General features: G+C 33.5%; 14 protein-coding genes. 13 read left to right on the top strand and 1 reads right to left on the bottom strand.

The genetic code is table 11. The features are described 5' to 3' along the window. The first annotated feature begins 61 nt into the window (after positions 1-61). On the top strand, positions 62-1,342 hold the full coding sequence (locus OH806_RS04705) for a DUF6080 domain-containing protein (RefSeq protein ID WP_264742517.1): 1,281 nt from the start codon (positions 62-64) through the stop codon (positions 1,340-1,342). A gap of 51 nt (positions 1,343-1,393) precedes the next feature. On the opposite strand, the gene OH806_RS04710 is transcribed toward OH806_RS04705, so the two are convergent. After that, complete coding sequence (locus tag OH806_RS04710; RefSeq protein ID WP_264742518.1) at positions 1,394-1,930, bottom strand: SPOR domain-containing protein; 537 nt, start codon at positions 1,928-1,930, stop codon at positions 1,394-1,396. A gap of 182 nt (positions 1,931-2,112) precedes the next feature. Here OH806_RS04710 and OH806_RS04715 point away from each other — a divergent pair, with 182 nt between their 5' ends. The 12 genes from OH806_RS04715 to OH806_RS04770 all read left to right on the top strand — a co-directional run bounded on the left by OH806_RS04715 (position 2,113) and on the right by OH806_RS04770 (position 17,014). After that, positions 2,113-3,471 carry a c-type cytochrome gene (locus OH806_RS04715; RefSeq protein ID WP_264742519.1) on the top strand — a complete coding sequence of 453 codons (1,359 nt, stop codon included), beginning with the start codon at positions 2,113-2,115 and terminating at the stop codon, positions 3,469-3,471. Positions 3,472-3,494: 23 nt separating this feature from the next. After that, positions 3,495-6,566, top strand: a complete 3,072-nt coding sequence (locus OH806_RS04720) for a TAT-variant-translocated molybdopterin oxidoreductase (RefSeq protein WP_264742520.1) — start codon at positions 3,495-3,497, stop codon at positions 6,564-6,566. A gap of 25 nt (positions 6,567-6,591) precedes the next feature. Continuing rightward, on the top strand, positions 6,592-7,989 hold the full coding sequence (nrfD, locus tag OH806_RS04725) for an NrfD/PsrC family molybdoenzyme membrane anchor subunit (protein ID WP_090000552.1): 1,398 nt from the start codon (positions 6,592-6,594) through the stop codon (positions 7,987-7,989). Then, a complete protein-coding gene (locus OH806_RS04730; protein WP_108410844.1) occupies positions 7,976-8,497 on the top strand; it encodes a DUF3341 domain-containing protein in 522 nt (173 codons plus the stop codon). Before nrfD ends, OH806_RS04730 begins: the two co-directional genes overlap by 14 nt. 1 nt (position 8,498) lies before the next feature. Beyond that, on the top strand, positions 8,499-9,176 hold the full coding sequence (locus tag OH806_RS04735; RefSeq protein WP_264742521.1) for a c-type cytochrome: 678 nt from the start codon (positions 8,499-8,501) through the stop codon (positions 9,174-9,176). 8 nt (positions 9,177-9,184) lie between these two features. Further along, the gene (locus OH806_RS04740) at positions 9,185-10,516 is read left to right on the top strand and encodes a quinol:cytochrome C oxidoreductase (RefSeq protein ID WP_264742522.1); all 1,332 of its coding nucleotides are present in this window, start codon (positions 9,185-9,187) and stop codon (positions 10,514-10,516) included. A 106-nt stretch (positions 10,517-10,622) separates the two neighbouring features. After that, entirely contained in the window at positions 10,623-11,639 is a 1,017-nt protein-coding gene (locus tag OH806_RS04745) for a hypothetical protein (protein ID WP_264742523.1), read from the top strand. Between the two features lie 49 nt (positions 11,640-11,688). Next, the gene (locus OH806_RS04750; RefSeq protein WP_264742524.1) at positions 11,689-12,876 is read left to right on the top strand and encodes a hypothetical protein; all 1,188 of its coding nucleotides are present in this window, start codon (positions 11,689-11,691) and stop codon (positions 12,874-12,876) included. After that, entirely contained in the window at positions 12,876-13,412 is a 537-nt protein-coding gene (locus tag OH806_RS04755; protein ID WP_264742525.1) for an adenine phosphoribosyltransferase, read from the top strand. Before OH806_RS04750 ends, OH806_RS04755 begins: the two co-directional genes overlap by 1 nt. A gap of 172 nt (positions 13,413-13,584) precedes the next feature. Next, entirely contained in the window at positions 13,585-14,292 is a 708-nt protein-coding gene (locus OH806_RS04760; protein ID WP_264742526.1) for a YfgM family protein, read from the top strand. 3 nt (positions 14,293-14,295) lie between these two features. Then, positions 14,296-14,811 carry a 6,7-dimethyl-8-ribityllumazine synthase gene (ribH, locus tag OH806_RS04765; protein WP_264742527.1) on the top strand — a complete coding sequence of 172 codons (516 nt, stop codon included), beginning with the start codon at positions 14,296-14,298 and terminating at the stop codon, positions 14,809-14,811. A gap of 124 nt (positions 14,812-14,935) precedes the next feature. Beyond that, entirely contained in the window at positions 14,936-17,014 is a 2,079-nt protein-coding gene (locus tag OH806_RS04770; protein ID WP_264742528.1) for an LTA synthase family protein, read from the top strand. Positions 17,015-17,071 lie beyond the last annotated feature (57 nt).

Raw genomic sequence — 17,071 nt, forward strand, 5'->3', positions numbered from 1 at the left:
ACTTTCAAGCTCACCAAATTTGGTGAGCTTTTTTATTTTACTTTTGTAAAAACTTTTAAAAGTGTTTTCTACTATTAAATCAAAGCTTTATAATTTTTTCAAATTAATTCTCCCCTCTTCCTATTCAGAGTTAGGTGTATTTACTTTTTTCATCCTTTCTTACGGTATTTTAGGCTGGTATATTGCTCTTGACTACCGAATTATTTTTGATAGTAGAATTCCTTGGGATGCATATTTTAGCTTTGATAACAAGGCTATCGTAATGACTGGAGGGAGTTTTGAAAGACATCCACTATCCTACTACTTTTTCAATTGGATAAGAGAAATCGCACTGTATATTTCGGATGGAAAAATGAATGCCGTTTTTAGATTAACGCTAGCTTGGTTTAGTAACTTAGCTGTAAGCCTAAGTATACTTCAGGTTTTCAAATATTTAAAGAATATTATTAAACTTCCAAATTACATCAGTGTACTTATAATTTTATTTTTCGGAGTATTTTCAACAAACATTTTACTTTCTTTCACCCCTGAAAATTTTACTTATACTTTATTTTTACTGACATTATTTAATCATTATGCCGCCATAAAAATAAAGAATAACAAGAAAATCCCTACGATATCTCTTGCTTTGGCAGGCATTACAATTGGAGGACTTACCATTACAAATATTGCAAAAGTATTTATTCCTGTTGCTTTTGAAAAAGACCTGTTTAAAAATTGGAAAAAAATCGGAAATGCAGTCCTAAGAGTTACTTTAACTTGCGTCTGCTTTATTTTATTATACTTAAACAGGATTAATTTTAAATATGAAAATATACTCAACAAAACCAATGAACAGTACGAAAAGTTCTCAAATGTAAAAAACACTTCTACTTGGGATATGATTTTTTCATATTTTTTTGGAGGGAACATTCTTTTTTCAGATTTCATTATCAGAAACAAACACAACATGAAAGGCTTCCATTTTAAGGCTTTACTTATGGATGTTTACTCTTCATGGATTCCTTATTTTTTTATTACAATCTTAATAACACTTATTTGTTGGAGTTATTTTAAGAATTTTAAAAACAAATTAGTTCAAATAGTCATGATTTCGTTCTTCTTAGACATCATCATACATTGCGTAATGAAATTTGGACTTCACACCTCTTTTATTTACGGCGGACACTTTGTTTTTGTATATCCACTATTAATAGGATGGCTATTTCATGTATATAGATTTTCACCAAAAGCACAGTCTTTTTTAATAGCAACATTTAGTATATTATTCACTTATCTTGCCACAAATAACTACACAAGAATGAACGATTTTTTTTGGTTTTTAAACCAATATTATCAATAAAAAAGCTGAGAAATTTCTCAGCTTTCAATTTATTTTTTTTACAATCCTCTCTTATTTAGCCTCTGCACAAAAAACTCTGTACTGAACAGCGATGGCAGATTTAAAATATTCTCTAATTTTAGACAAATCTCCTGCAGCACTTTGTTTAGTAAAGTAACTTCCTGCCAAAATTTTATAATTAGGTCTTAAAGAAGCATCTGTCTCAACCTTAAGATTAGGAAATCTTCTTCTGAAATAAGCCTTCACTTCATTAGCCTCTTCATTACTTTTCACTGTTGTAATCTGTATTTTATATCCTAAAATTCTAGGATTTTTTCTACATATTTCAGCGTTCGTCAATTCCCTATTCGGAACATATATTTTTGTCGGTTTAGTATAAGTATCCTCATCATTATCTTTAGTATTATTGTTACTCGCAACTCTTGAACATTTGTCTTCTAAACTACCCAAAGCTGCATCAATTTTAGGATCCATAGACATGATAAGCTCTGTTCCTCCTAAAGTATCCTTCTTTACAACCTGCTGTGCATCAATATTATAAAATCCCAATAAAGATAAAACAGAAAATATTTTAATTAAATTTCTCATTTAAACTTGTTTCAGCAAATTTATATAAAAATAAAAATTATACCAAACAAGGTTATTTAGAATCAATACAAATTAAACACAAATGACATTTTCCCTTTTCTATATACCGTTAAATTCCTGTTAAAAATATTATTTTTGCGGAATTGATTGGTTCAATATTTTACTAACATAAGATAATTTAAATGATTAGTTGGAGAAAGCATTATAGACAAACGTTGATCACAATAGGCTTATTGCTATCAACCAGTGCTTCAATTTACGGGCAAGACGGCGATCCTAAGAACGGAGAGAAACTTTTCAAGGCAAATTGTACGGCATGTCACGATTTAGACAAACAACTTGTAGGACCACCTTTGAAGGGGGTTGTAGAGCGAGTTAAGACTGAAGGTGGCGTCGACAAAGATTGGCTTCATAAGTGGATTAAAGACAATAAAGCTCTAAGAGCTTCTGGGGACAAATACGCCAACGAAATTTTCGAAAAATTCAATAAAACAGAGATGCAACAGTTTCCGAACCTTTCGGATAAGGATATTGATGACATCTTAGAATTCACAACTAATCCGCCGGCTCCGGAACCTAAAAAAGAAACAACTACTGAAGAAGGAACAGCTTCTACTGCACCAGCAGCGGATAAAACTACTTCAAATGTTGTAATTATTTCGCTTTTGGCAATTGCAGCTCTATTAGTATGGATTCTAATCAAACTAAGACAATTAGTAAAATTGGGGCAATCTGAAGATTTAGCTGGTCTTAATGAAACTAGGGTTCGTTCTTTCAGTGAAATCTATCAGAAATACCATTATGTAGGAAAAGGATTAATTGCAATTCTTGCGCTTTTAGCAACATATGGAATTTGGAACTGGATCATGTGGATCGGGGTTTACAAAGGATATAAGCCGGAACAACCTATCTATTTCTCACACAAAATTCACGCTGGAGAACAAAAAATTGACTGTCAACTTTGTCACTCTAGTGCTAAATATGGAAAAGTATCTGAAATTCCATCTATGAATGTATGTATGAACTGTCACAGAAGTATTTCTGAATACAATGCAGATCACTACATGGAACCAGGAAAAGACAAAGCATTTTATGATGCTGAAATTCAGAAAATATATGCCGCTACAGGTTGGGATCCTGCTAAACAACAATACACAGGAAAAACACAACCAGTAGAATGGACTAGAATTCACAATATGCCAGACTTCGTGTATTTCAATCACTCTCAGCACGTTGTTGCAGGTGAGCAAGCAATTATTAATTCTTTCAACAAAAAGAATCCTAACAACAAAATTGATGTTGTTTGTAAAGCTTGTCACGGAAAAATTGACACAATGAATGTTGTTCAGATGGCGAATGATTTCACAATGGGATGGTGTATTGAGTGCCACAGAACTACTGAGGTTGATATGAACAACGGTTATAATAAAGAGTACTTCAAGAATCTACATGACAAGTTGAAAAAACAATACCCTAAAGATGGTGGTAAGATTACTGTAGATGCAATTGGAGGTCTTGAGTGTGGTAAATGTCATTATTAATAACTAAAAAATTAGAAGTATAAATGGCTTCAAACAAAATACAATTTAGAAGTATTCATGAACTTAAAGACCCAGCTTTAAATAACAAGCTGGCTCAAAAAGAGTTTCAGGAAGAAATTCCGGTAGAAGATTTCCTTGGAGATGCTGAGCAGAATGGTTCTAGTACTTCAAGAAGAGATTTCTTAAAATTATTAGGATTCTCTACTGCGGCAGTTACTTTAGCTGCTTGTGAAGCTCCGGTAATTAAAACAATTCCTTATGTGGTAAAACCACATGATATTATTCCGGGCGTTCCTAATTATTACGCTTCCACATATTTTGATGGGTTTGACTTTGCTAGTGTTTTAGTAAAAACAAGAGAAGGTAGACCAATTAAAATAGACCCGAACCCGTCTGCTGGTGATTTAGGTAAAACTAATGCCAGAGCTCAGGCAAGTGTACTTTCTCTTTATGACAATGATAAAGTAAAACAACCTAAGCTAGACGGTAAAGACGAAACTTTCGATAAAGTAGATAGTTTTGTTATTAAAGGGTTAGATGAAGCTAAAGCTGCAAACAAAAGAATCGTATTATTATCACATTCTTTTGCATCACCAACTTTCAAAAAATTATTTTCTGAATTTAAAGCAAAATATCCTACAGCAGAATTAGTAACATATGATGCTTTCCCATATACAGCTTCTCTAGATGCTGCACAGGAAGTATTCGGTCAAAGAACATTACCTGTTTACGACCTTAAAGGGACTGAACTAGTAGTTTCTTTCCAAGCTGATTTCTTAGGAGATTATAACGCTTCTAGCTTAGAATCATCTTACGCAGCTGCTAGAAAACCAGGAGAAAATATGTTAAGACATATTCAAGTTGAATCAAATATGTCTCTTACTGGTGCTAATGCAGATTCAAGATATAGATTAAAACCAAGCCAAGTAAATAAAACATTAGTTGAAGTTTATAATGCTATTGTAACAGGTGCTACTCCTTCAGATAAATCTGCTACTGAAATCGTAAAAGAAATTCAGGCAAAAGGAAGCAAAGCTGTTGTATTTGCTGATGGTTCTAAAGGCGCTCAGGTTTTAGCACACTTAATCAACCAAAAATTAGGCTCTGTTGCTTTCACTGGTAAAGCTAACTTCTTAAAAGAATTTGACAAAGCAAGATATAATGAATTCTTAGGATGGTTAAACGCAGGGCAAGTTGGAGTACTAATTACAAACAATGTAGACCCAATTTATTCTAATCCTAAAGGAGAAGACTTCAAAAAGTCTATCGCAAAAGTTCCTTATGTAATTGCTGTTGCTGATAAGAAAAATGAAATGTATAAAGCAGCGAAAGCTGTAATTCCTGTAGCTAACTGGCTAGAATCTTGGGGAGATATTGAGCCTCAAACAGGAGTATATTCATTAATGCAGCCTACTATCCAGAAAATTTACAAATCAAGACAGATTGAAGAGTCTTTATTGGTTTGGAAAAACGGAAAAAATAACGCTGCAAATAATTACTACGACTATTTAAAAGCTAATGCAACTTCTATCTTAGGAGGAACTTCTTTCAACAAAGCTTTGTATAATGGTATCGTTACTACATCTAACGGGACTACATTATCTTATGTAGGTGGAAATGCAGCACAAGCTGTTGCTGAATTAGGAAACTTCAAGGCTTCTGATTTAGAATTAGTTCTTTATACTAAAACATCAATTGGAGATGGAACTCAAGCAAATAATCCATGGTTACAAGAGTTGCCAGACCCAATTACAAGAATGTCTTGGGATAACTATTTGACAATTTCTCCAAAAGATGCAGAAAAATTCGGTATTGAAAACGATCTTAATGCAAGAATGCAATTAGATGGTTCTATCGTTAACCTTACTGTAAACGGAGTAACAATAAAAGATGTTCCTGTATTCATTCAACCAGGACAAGCAGAAGGATCAGTAGGTCTTGCGCTTGGTTATGGTAAGAAAAACTCTGGAGCTACAGCTGATACAGGAGTAAATGCTTATCCATTATTTGACGGTTCTAACCTAGTTATTTCTGGTGTTAAAATCGAAAAAACAGGAGAAGATCATCAGTTTGCTGGTATCCAGCTTCAAAATACTCTAATGGGTCGTTACGAAATCGCAAAAGAAGTACCTTTAGCGGATTTCTTAAATGTAGCATTCGATGACGAACACAAAGGGTGGAATAAGCCTTTAGAATACCATACAATCAGTGGAGCTCTTCCTGCAAGAAAAATTGACCTATGGGATGCATTTGATGACACTGATGGACCTCACTTCAACCTATCTGTTGACTTGAACTCTTGTACAGGTTGTGGAGCATGTATCATTGCTTGTCAGGCTGAAAACAATGTTCCTGTAGTAGGTAAGGAAGAAATCAGAATGTCAAGAGATATGTATTGGTTAAGAATTGACCGTTACTATTCTGCCAGACAAAAACTGACTGTATACGAAGGGTTAAAAGAAGGAATGGCTGTTCCTGAATTATATGGTACTGCCTTCAATGAAGAAGGAGGAGCATTAAATCACCCTGCAGATAACCCGGATGTAATCTTCCAACCGGTAATGTGTCAACATTGTAACCACGCTCCTTGTGAAACTGTTTGTCCGGTAGCGGCTACATCACACGGTAAGCAAGGTCAAAACCACATGGCTTATAACAGATGTATTGGTACAAGATATTGTGCAAACAACTGTCCTTATAAAGTAAGACGTTTCAACTGGTTTACATATAACCTAAATGACAAGTTCGACTTCAACATGAACAATGATTTAGGAAGAATGGTACTAAACCCAGATGTAGTTGTAAGAACTAGAGGGGTTATGGAAAAATGTTCAATGTGTATCCAAGAAACTCAAGCTACAATCTTAGCTGCTAAAAGAGAGAACAGAAAAGTAACAGATGATGAATTCAAAAAATCTGCTGCTTGTGCTGCTGCTTGTTCTACAGGAGCAATGACGTTTGGAGACATGAATGACAAAGAATCTGAAGTAAGAGAGTTATTCTCTAGCAACAGAAGATATTATTTACTTGAAGAGATCGGAACCAAACCAAATGTGTTCTATCACGCTAAAGTAAGAAACAGAGTAGAAAAATAAAGTTTAAATAATAAATAGGTAAAAAATGTCAGGACATTACGAAGCTCCGATAAGGGAACCTCTAATTATTGGTCACAAAACTTATCACGATATCACAGAAGATATTGCACGACCTATCGAAGAAAGAGCAGGTAAATTATGGTGGATCTCATTATATGCTGCCCTAGTTCTATTCATCTACGGATTCGGCTGTATTGCTTATACTATCGGAACAGGTATTGGAGCATGGGGACTTAACAGAACTATTAACTGGGGTTGGGATATTACCAACTTCGTATGGTGGGTAGGTATCGGTCACGCCGGAACACTAATCTCAGCAGTATTATTATTATTTAGACAAAGATGGAGAATGTCTGTAAACCGTTCTGCGGAAGCAATGACAATCTTCGCCGTTGTACAGGCAGCAATCTTCCCTGTAATTCACATGGGTAGAGTTTGGGTAGGATATTGGGTATTCCCTTTACCAAACCAATTCGGTTCTCTTTGGGGCAACTTCAACTCTCCTCTACTTTGGGACGTATTCGCAATCTCAACGTATTTCTCAGTATCAACAGTATTCTGGTTCATGGGATTGATTCCTGACTTTGCAATGATCAGAGATAGAGCAAAAACACCTTGGACTAAGAAAATTTATACATTCCTAGCATTCGGTTGGGGTGGTAAAGCAAAACATTGGCAAAGATTCGAAGAACTTTCTTTGGTTCTTGCAGGTTTGGCAACTCCACTTGTATTCTCAGTACACACTACCGTATCTTTTGACTTCGCAACTTCGGTTATTAAAGGATGGCACTCTACAATCTACCCTCCTTACTTTGTTGCCGGTGCGATCTTCTCAGGATTTGCAATGGTACAAACACTATTGTTAGTAGCAAGAAAAGTTTGTCACCTTGAGGATTACATTACCATGTATCATATCGAAATTATGAACATCGTAATCATCCTTACTGGTGGTATGGTAACTGTAGCTTACGCAACTGAATATTTCATCGGATGGTACTCAGGATCTAGATTCGAAGATTTCACATATCTTTCTCCAGGTGCTGCTGTTGGACCTTACTGGTGGGCTTTCTGGTCACTAATTATCTGTAACCTTGTTGTTCCTGCTTCTTTCTGGTTCAAAAAACTTAGAACGAACATTATCTGGACATTCATCGTTGCATTAATTATCAACATTGGTATGTGGTTTGAGCGTTTTGATATCATCGTTATCAACCTTTCTAGAGACTACTTACCAGGATCTTGGACAATGTTCAAACCAACCATTATTGATGTGGGTGTATATTTAGGAACTATCGGATTTTTCTCTGTATTATTCTTATTATATGCAAGAACATTCCCTGTAATTGCACAGGCTGAATTAAAATCGATTTTGAAAATCTCAGGTGAAACTTATAAAGCAAAAGAAGGAGATGAGCACCACTAAAATTGTATACGGACTTTATGCTGATGACGACGATTTAATGAACGGCGTTAAGGCATTCAACGATAAAGGAATCAAAATAAACGAAGTCTATACTCCGTTTCCGGTTCACGGACTAGATAAAGCTTTAGGTTTAAAGAAAACTAGAATTTCTGATGCTGCTTTCATCTATGCTTGTTATGGTGTTACTATCGGAGCAACTTTAACTTGGTATGTGATGAATCATGACTGGCCTCAAAATATTGGTGGTAAACCAGCTTTTGATTGGGCACACAACATGCCCGCATTCGTAGTTCCAATGTTTGAATTAATGGTATTCTGTGCTGCTCACATGATGTCATTGACTTTCTTGGTAAGAAATAAGATGTATCCCGGAGCTCCAGCGCAAAACCCAGATCCAAGAACTACAGATGATAAATTCATGATGGAATTTGTAACTGAAGATGTTGAATCTGTAAAACAGTTGCTAATTGAAACTGGAGTTGAAGAAATAACTGTTAAAGACGCTTAAAATGAAGAAGAATGTATTAAAAATTACAGCAATTTTAGGTTTAACAACAGTTTTACTTAATTCTTGCGGACCAAAAGAGAATACACCATTAGTATATTTTCCTGATATGTACTTTCCTGTAGCTTACGATCCTTTGATGAAAGCTGAAGATGCATATTCAGATCATGAAAATGAAATCCCTGCTTTTGTAAAAAATAACGGAGCGACAGGTCTTTCTCCTGTAGAAGGTACTGTTTCACAGAATAAAGATGGTGTTTTTGAAGAAAGTTTACTTCCTAAAAATGTAGATGAGTACAATGCAGGATACGATGCTTCAAAAACAGTAACGGTATCTCCTTTAAATCCAGCTAACACAGCTAAAGACATTGAAAGAGGAAAAATGCTGTTTGATCGTACTTGTGCAGCATGTCACGGAACAGGAGGTGATGGACAAGGATCTATCGTACAAAGTGGAGCATATTCTGGGGTTCCTAATTATGCTGACAGAGAAATTACTGTAGGATCTGTTCATTATGTATTAACAAACGGTAGAAACTCAATGGGATCTTATGCTGGACAATTGAACCCAGGAGATAGATGGAGAGTAGCAATGTATGTGATGAGTGCTTTCAAAAAAGCAGCAGCACCGGCAGCTACAGCTGAAGCAACAACTGAAACTACTACCGAAACTAAAAAATAAGAAAAGAAATGTATAGTTTTTCACCAAAATTAAAATCAACTTCTATAATACTTCTTGTTGTAGGTTTAGTTCTATTTGGTATTGGTTTCTTTATGAACAAAGGAATTTCTACTGAAAAAATAGAACATATGATGGAGGCTGTTCATGCTTCTGGTCATAATGCACCTACGCATTCAAGTGAAATGGTTGGGCCTCAAGATCATGCTGCTCATTTAGAGCATGCGGAAATGCAGGTTCACAATCAGCCTTTAGCGTCAATACATTTTGTAGCTGTATTTTTCTTTGGAGTTAGCTGCTGTGTATTATTTTTCTATTCTATTCAGCACGCTGCACATGCAGGATGGCCTATTATAATCACGAGAGTGATGGAAGCTATAGCTTCTTATATACCTTGGGGAGGGGCTATTTTGATTATCATCATGCTATTAAACATCTTCCATTATGGTCATTTATTCCATTGGATGGATCCTGAGTTAACAGACCCTGAATCTGCTCACTTTGATGTTATCTTATTTGAAAAAAGAATTTTCTTAAACATACCTTTCTATGCTATTAGAACTTTCATCTATGTATTAGGTGCTTCTTTCTTCGCATGGAAATTGAAAGCTCAATCTAAAAAAGTAGATGAAACTAAATCTAAAGTAGATTATCAAATGCTTTACAGATGGGCAGTAGGATATATTGCATTCTTCGGATTTGCTTCTGCTGCTTGGGCTTGGGACTGGTTGATGTCTATTGACCCTCACTGGTATTCTACAATGTATATCTGGTATTCAATGGTTAGCTGCCTTTCAAGTGGTATTGCAGTAATCATCCTTTTAAGTGTTTACTTAAAGAAAAACGGATTCTTACCTCAGTTCAACGACAATCACTTACATGATTTAGGAGTTTTCCTTTTCGCTACAAGTATGCTTTGGACATATACATGGTTCGCTCAGTTCATGCTTTATTGGTATGCAAACGTTCCGGAAGAGGTTAACTACTTCTTTGGTAGATTCCAGCACTACTCTCCTACATTCTTACCAATGCTAATCGTAAACTTCTTGTTACCATTATTAGTTTTAGTAAGTAGTAGCATTAAGAGAAACTACAAAGTTGTTACAACAATGGCTGTAGTCGTTCTTTTGGGACACATCTTAGATTACTTCAATATGGTAATGCCTGGAACAGTAGGTCCATATTGGAAAACACCTGAAGTATTCTTATTAGTAGTAGGAGCTATACTATTCGTAGCTGGATTATTTATGTTTACTGTGCTTTCTGCATTATCTAAACTTAAACTTATTCCTACAGGTAACCCATACTTACACGAATCTGAAATTTATGAGTATCCTTTCTAAGGACTTGTAACAAAATAAAACAAAAAAAGACTGATCATATGATCGGTCTTTTTTTGTACCATACAAATACATCAAGGCCGTTTATTAGAACTATAAATTTTTAACCATGAAAATAAAAACCATCCTATCATTCCTGTTTCTACTAATTATTACTTGTAATAATGCTCAAACCATAACATTCGTTTCTGAAAAAACTAATAAACCATTACCACAAGTTTCCGTATTTGGAAAGGATGGAAATATTTTAGCTTATTCAGATATTGATGGTAAAATTGAAAAACAGTCATTAAAACCTGAACAGGAAAAATTCCAAGTGATCTACGATAATTTTCAGGTTGCAACTCTTTCATATTCAGACTTTGAAAAAGACATTATTAAAATCAATGATCGAGTAAAAGATATTGAGCCCGTAATTATAAAAAATAATAAACCAGCAAAATATATTTTCGTAAAAGGAAACTTTAATTCATATGTAACGGTAAATGGTAAACTCAATTGCTATACAGACGGAATCATAACATACATTTTTGACAACCAAACTAAAAAACTGAAAAGCACAAACGTTGAACAATATAGAGTTTATAGACTAGAAGATCCGAAGCTTGAAAAAAAACAGACTTCAACTTGGGATTATGATTCTACATTAGAACTTCCAAACCTAAAAAATGTTGGAAATATTTTAGAATACAAATCAAAAAAATCAGTAATAAAAGAATTGAAAGGCGTTCAAAAAGACCAAATTGAAATAACAGGTGAAGCACTACAAAAAAAGGAATTTTCTTTATTTGGATATCGTTTCTTTGATCATAAAAGTATTCTAAATGTTACTTATGAAAAAGATTCAAAAAAAACATTACGAGATCTTTTAGAGTTCAATCAAGTTAATTTCCTTAAACTTAAACACAAATCTGAATCAGAATTCAATCAAATTATCCTTTACAATAATTTCTATCCTACAGAATTAGATTTTAAAGACAATGACGAGATTGAAAAAGTAAAATTCAAGACAGACTATAGCCAATACCAAACAAAATATTGGGAAAATTCTTCTTTTCCGAACATGCAGACAATTTTTAGTTCATTTTTCAAAAAAGACTTAAAGGAACAACAAAATAAAAAATAAAAACATCTTTTAATAAAGGTTTTACTAAATTTGTAGCAAACCAAAAAAAATGAAAAAGTTATCTTTTCTTCTAGTTTTCAGCTTGTTGCTTTTTACAGCTTGTAAAAAAGATTCTGTAGATGCAACAAGTACACAAACTCTACAGTCAAGTATCAACGATATGACCTCTAGTCTTTCAACCATTAAACAAATTAAATTTAATGAAGCTCTTTATATCCTAAAAACTTTTGGAGTAGAAGCAGACGGAGACGTAGCCGAATTAAAAGCACTTGGGCATCTTATCAATGGAAAAAAAGTTCCTGAGATATTAGCAATGGCCGATCAGGTCGCACAGAAAAATGGCATAGAATGGGCAAGTACCGCACCTCCATCATTAGGAGAAATGAATATCTTCGGGGATGAAAAAGCACAAGAAAGCGACCCGAATGATGTAAAGGCAAGTTCATTATCAATAATCACAACTCCAACCGGAGACAATGGAAACGGAGCTACGGCAATTCAGATTGTTCCTAAACTTGTCGACAATGCAGGTAATCCTGTTTCATTTACAGGAGCTGGTTTAGAAACAATATTAGAAGTTTTCAGTAATGGAGTAAAACTTTCAACTGCTAAAAACCTGATGATTGATAATAATTTTAAAGGATTTAATTTAAAATTTTCTTCAATCCCTGCTGGAAAAGTTGTTGATAATAAAATTGACATTACTGTTTCGGTAAAAACAACAACAAAAACTTTCAAAATGTCTAAAATAGGATTAGATGTAAATCCTTCAGCATTAAAAGTTCCTGCTCCGCCAAAAGTTGATTCTACAACAGCTCCACAAGAACCAACTGCAGTAGACCCGAATAGTCCGGTTAATCAGACAAATCCATCTACAGATCCTAACACTACAACTCCAACAACACCAAAACAACCTGCGGCAGACCCAAAAGCTACCGTTACAAAATTTTTAAATAATGTAAGTTCACAAAACTTAAAAGCTGCATTTGATGCATCAAACAACCCTAGTTGGGGAAGTTATGAATCTTTCTCAAACCCAACTTCAGGATTTGGTTCTGTGAAAAATGTAAGTGTAAAAAACATTACAACAAATGCAACAAACACCAATAGCTCAAGTGTAAATGCTACTTACGATGTTACAGATAAAAACGGAAAAACAACTTCATTAAAAGTAACTTTCGGACTTAAAAATGTAAATGGTGATTGGAAAATTTCTAGCTATAAAATAAATCCTTAATGGCATCACAAGAACTTATAAAAAAACTACAAGAAACAATTGAGAACATTCCTGACTTTCCAATTCCGGGAATTCAGTTCAAAGACATCTCACCAATTTTTCTTAATCCAAAACTGTATGAAGAGGTTATTGAAGATTTAACAGCTTTCAGTAAAGAAAAAGTAGATGTAGTTTGCGGAATAGAAAGTAGAGGATATCTTTTCGGAATTGCAATTGCTGTCGCTTTGGAAGTTCCATTTATCTTAATAAGAAAATCAGGTAAACTTCCTCCTCCTGTTATTTCCGAAAAATATGACCTGGAATACGGAAGCGCAATCATCGAAACTCGCGAAGGACAAATAAAACCCGGACAAAGAGTTCTTATTCATGACGATTTATTAGCAACAGGTGGAACAACAGAAGCCGCTGCAAAATTGGTAGAAAAACAAGGCGCAAAAGTTGCACAATTTAGTTTTCTTACAGCTTTAAAAGGACTAAATGGAGATGAAAAACTTAAAAAGTTCAATGCAGAAATTTATCACATTCTAGAATTTTAATTTTTAATATAAAATATCAAAATGCTTCGATAAAACGAAGCATTTTTTTTGTTTGCAACAAAAAATACAAACTATTTTCTAATCTTTGATTCACTTTTATCAATAATAACAACAAAGTATTTTGTAAATCATTCAGAAACAATTAAATTTGCAATTCAATTTTTAAGAATTTATGGCAAAACTTACAAAGAATGCTCACAATGAGCAAGAAGGTAAAGAAACAGTGGAATTTTTTAAAGACCTTGACAGAGAAGCTTTAAACACAGAAAGATTCCTTGAAAAATATTCAAAACAACTAGGAATTGTTTTTGGTGTTTTAGTATTGGGAGTTTTAGGCTTTTTTGCTTACAAGCAATTCATTGTCGCTCCTCAAAATGCTGAAGCCATGAAAAGCTTCCTTGCTGCACAAAAAAATCTTACCAATGGAAAAGATAAAGAAGCTTTAGGAGGAAACTCTGCTGCAAACCCAGGATTCATTGGTACAGCAAACGAATATTCTTCAACATCTGTAGGTAAACTTTCTGCTTATAATGCAGGTTTATTAAAATTCAAGGAAGGAAAATTCCAGGAAGCATACGACCTTTTAGACAAAGTTTCTTCTGATAATAAGACTGTAATGGCTATGAAATACGGAGCGATGGCAGATGCTAAATCTGGTCTTAACAAAAATGATGAAGCTTTACAATTATTAGATAAAGCAGCTTCTGCTTCAGACGATCCATATACTTCTTATTATTTTACAAGAAAAGCAGGTATTTTGGCTTTAGGACTGAAGAAAAATGCAGATGCTAAAAAATACTTCTCAACTATTAATGAGAAATATCAAGATTACGACAACGGAATGTCTGATTCTTATATTGAAATGACTAAATATTATTAAAAAATGGCAACAGTTAATCTATCAGATTACAAGCCACTGAATATAACTAATGCCGAAGATTTTTCTATCGGCATTGTTTTTTCTGAGTGGAATGATTTTGTAACATACAACCTTCGTGATGCAGCCTTGGAAATTCTTGAAAAAGAAGGTGTAAAAGCTGAAAATATTAAACTATTTCCTGTTCCTGGAGCATTTGAGCTAAGCTATGCAAGTATGCAACTTTGCAAAGAAAGAAAATATGATGCGGTAATTGCAATAGGATGTGTAATTCGTGGAGAAACACCTCATTTTGATTATGTTTGCTCAGCTGTAGCACAAGGTATCAAAGATTGCAATATTCTTACTGATACACCAACTATTTTCTGTGTTTTAACAGATGACAACAAAGAACAATCTATTGCAAGAAGCGGTGGTGATTTAGGAAATAAAGGTGTAGAAGCAGCTGTAACAGCTTTGAGAATGATAGATTTTAAAAAGAATTTATCTGGTAAAAAAGGAAATATCGGTTTTGGAAAGTAATAATTGTTACTCCATAAAAACAGCATAAAGGACTATTTTCAGATAGTCCTTTTTTTGTTGATTAACATTTAAGACTGATATTAAATAAAAGTTATCTTTGCAAAAATCAACATATAATTAGTCAATGTTTACGCAAAAAATTAAGCCTTTTCTATATTTAGGAGTTTTTTACCTTATAATTTCATTATTATTAAGAGTAGTTTTCTTTTTTCATCCTATTACCAATGACAGTTTTGGTTTTTTGGAAATAATAAAGGTTTTATCAATAGGGCTTGTCAATGATATTTTTGTTTTCATTTTAGCAAGTTCATTCTTGGCTCTTTATTTTTTATTTTTGTCTAATTCAAAATACAAAAAGCCTTACGGGTATATCATTTTTGGGGCTCTGTTATTATTTTTCTTATATATTTTAGTAATCCCAAACAACATTTTCAAACAATACGGAGGTTCTGTAACTAAAATTGCTTTAATTTTTGTTGGTTTAAAAACCCTCCTTTTCGGATTATTGCTTTTCTTACCTTCAAAAAGAATCAAAATCAGAAACATACTTTACTTTATTACATTGTTTTTGTATGTCTTACTAATCGTTTTCAATGCTGTAAGTGAGTATTTCTTTTATAATGAATTTGGACTTAGATATAATTTTATTGCCGTAGATTACCTTATTTACACCAACGAAGTTATTGGGAATATCATGGAAAGCTATCCTGTAATTCCTCTATTTCTCGCTATTTTCATTATAACCTTTAGCATTACATGGTTTATATTTAAAAAGACAAAAGAAGAACTTTTAACATTACCTAATTTTAAACAGAAGTTGATTTTATTGGGAACATTCATTGTATTAGTTGGAATAAGTTTATGGATAATTCCGGCAATGATGGAAAGAAAATCTTCAAATGTTTTTGCTGATGAAATTGAAGCCAACGGAATTCCAAAATTCTACTGGGCATTTACTCATAGTGAGCTTGATTATTTTCAGTTTTATTCTAAAATCGACCAAAATCAGGCTGAAAAAAACTTTTTAAATCAATATCCGGAACATTCTCTGGTAAGAAACATTGTTTCTGAACAACCTGAACAAAGAAAAAACGTTGTTTTAATCTCTATCGAAAGTTTATCCGCAGAATTTTTGGAACATTACGGAAATACTCAAAAAATCACTCCTTTTTTAGATAGTTTAGCAACTAAATCTTTAATGTTCACTAATGTTTATGCTACAGGAAACAGAACCGTTCGTGGTTTGGAAGCTTTAACTCTTTGTATTCCTCCAACTGCGGGAGAAAGTATCGTTAAAAGGGAAAATAATAAAAATAAATTCACAACGGGAAGTGTTTTTAAATCCAAAGGTTATGATGTGAAGTTTCTGTATGGAGGTTACAGTTATTTTGACAATATGCAGGATTTTTTTGGAGGAAATGGCTATGATATTATTGACAGAAATAATTTTCAACCCAATGAAATTTCTTTCGCAAATGTTTGGGGCGTTGCCGATGAAGATATGGCAAAAAAAGCAATTCAGGTAATGAATCAGGAAGCAAAATCAGGAAAGCCATTTTTTAATCATTGGATGACGGTTTCAAATCATAGACCTTTCACTTATCCTGATGGAAGAATTGATATTCCTGGAGACTCAAAATCGCGTGAAGGAGGTGTAAAATATACCGACTATTCTATCAAGAAGTTTTTTGAATTGGCAAAAAAACAAGATTGGTATAAAAATACTGTTTTCGTAATTGTAGCAGACCATTGTGCATCAAGTGCAGGAAGTACAGAATTACCAATGGATAAATATAGAATTCCGGCCATGATTTTCTCTGAAGGTTTTATTCAACCACAAAAATTTGACAAACTAATGTCGCAGATAGATGTGATGCCTACCCTTTTCGGATTGCTAAACTTTAATTACCAATCTAAATTTTTAGGTCAGGATGTATTCAAGGATTATTTCCAGCCAAAAGCTTATATTGCAACCTATCAGGATTTAGGTTTTGTGAAAGATAATCATCTTACCATAATTTCTCCTTTGAGAAAGGTAAAACAATATTCTTTACAACAAAAAGAAAGCAGTTTAGCTCCAAATTTTAATATTTATTATAATGAAAATCCTGTAAAAACACCACAACAGAACCTTGTAGAACAAACAATATCTGTATATCAATCAACATCATATTGGATAGAAAAAAACAAACTTAATCGATAATAAATCGTTTAATTAATTTTAATTTTTTTCAAAAAATAATTAATTAGGTTCAATATT

It is taken from the genome of Chryseobacterium oryctis (assembly GCF_025971925.1).
Classification (GTDB): domain Bacteria; phylum Bacteroidota; class Bacteroidia; order Flavobacteriales; family Weeksellaceae; genus Chryseobacterium; species Chryseobacterium oryctis.